Raw genomic sequence first — 879 nt, forward strand, 5'->3', positions numbered from 1 at the left:
ACAGAGCCTCGCGCCTACAGGATTGCGTGTTACTGGCGAACGACACAAAACCTGTAGGAGCGAGGCTTGCCCGCGAAGACGTCCTCAAGGCAAACCGAAAGCTTAGAAACCCGGCGCAATCTGTCCTTTGCAGCGGGTCAGGATGAACTGCCGAAACTCATCGGAGCTCAACGCCTTGGCCCGTTTCTGCAAACAGTGGCGCTGCTGCTCGTCGGGCACTCAGTGGCGCAAAAAGCGCTGACCTATAGTTATCCGACCGGAAATCGGCGAAGGAACACCTTCAATTCACAACAACAAGGGAGAACCGTCATGAGCGTCAAACCCATTCCAGAGGGTTATCACAGCATCACGCCTTATCTGGGCATTCAAAAAGCGGCCGAAGCCATCGAGTTCTACAAGAAGGCTTTTGGCGCCACGGAAGTCATGCGTCTGTCCATGCCTGATGGCGGGATTGGCCACGCCGAGCTGAGGATTGGCGATTGCCCGATCATGCTCGGTACGCCGTGCGATCAAGGGCCGTTAAGCAATCCCGACACATCGCCGTCCGTGGGGCTGCATTTGTATGTGACCGATGTGGACAAGTCCTATAAACAGGCAATCGCGGCGGGTGGAACGGTGGTGTCCGAGGTCAAGGATCAGTTTTATGGCGACCGTTCAGGGACGTTGAAAGATCCCTATGGGCATTTGTGGTTCCTGGCCACGCGCAAGGAGGATTTGACTCAGGAGCAGATCGAGCAGCGGGCCAAGGAGATGTTTCAGCAGGGTTGAATACTTCAACGTCTGAGCGTGCCTCTTCGCGGGCAAGCCTCGCTCCTACAGGGGGTGTGTGGTTCCGGATATTTGCGAACGAAACAATCCCCCTTAGGAGCGAGGCTTGCC

The 879-nt window shown here is 56.2% G+C and carries 1 protein-coding gene and 1 pseudogene; one reads left to right on the forward strand and one right to left on the reverse strand.

Going from position 1 to position 879, the window contains the following annotated elements; all coding sequences use genetic code 11:
• Positions 1-102 precede the first annotated feature (102 nt).
• Positions 103-192, reverse strand: a pseudogene (locus QMX98_RS34760) (methionine ABC transporter substrate-binding protein); the annotation flags it as partial.
• A gap of 117 nt (positions 193-309) precedes the next feature.
• Here QMX98_RS34760 and QMX98_RS34765 point away from each other — a divergent pair.
• On the forward strand, positions 310-768 hold the full coding sequence (locus tag QMX98_RS34765) for a VOC family protein (RefSeq protein ID WP_010461157.1): 459 nt from the start codon (positions 310-312) through the stop codon (positions 766-768).
• Positions 769-879: the final 111 nt, after the last annotated feature.

The sequence above is a fragment of the Pseudomonas sp. PS02303 genome (genome assembly GCF_029959925.1).
In the GTDB taxonomy this organism is placed as follows: domain Bacteria; phylum Pseudomonadota; class Gammaproteobacteria; order Pseudomonadales; family Pseudomonadaceae; genus Aquipseudomonas; species Aquipseudomonas mandelii.

What these genes read in the sequence shown, in the direction of transcription:
- QMX98_RS34765 (WP_010461157.1), top strand. Translation starts at nt 310, where the DNA reads ATGAGCGTCAAACCCATTCCAGAGGGTTATCACAGCATCACGCCTTAT.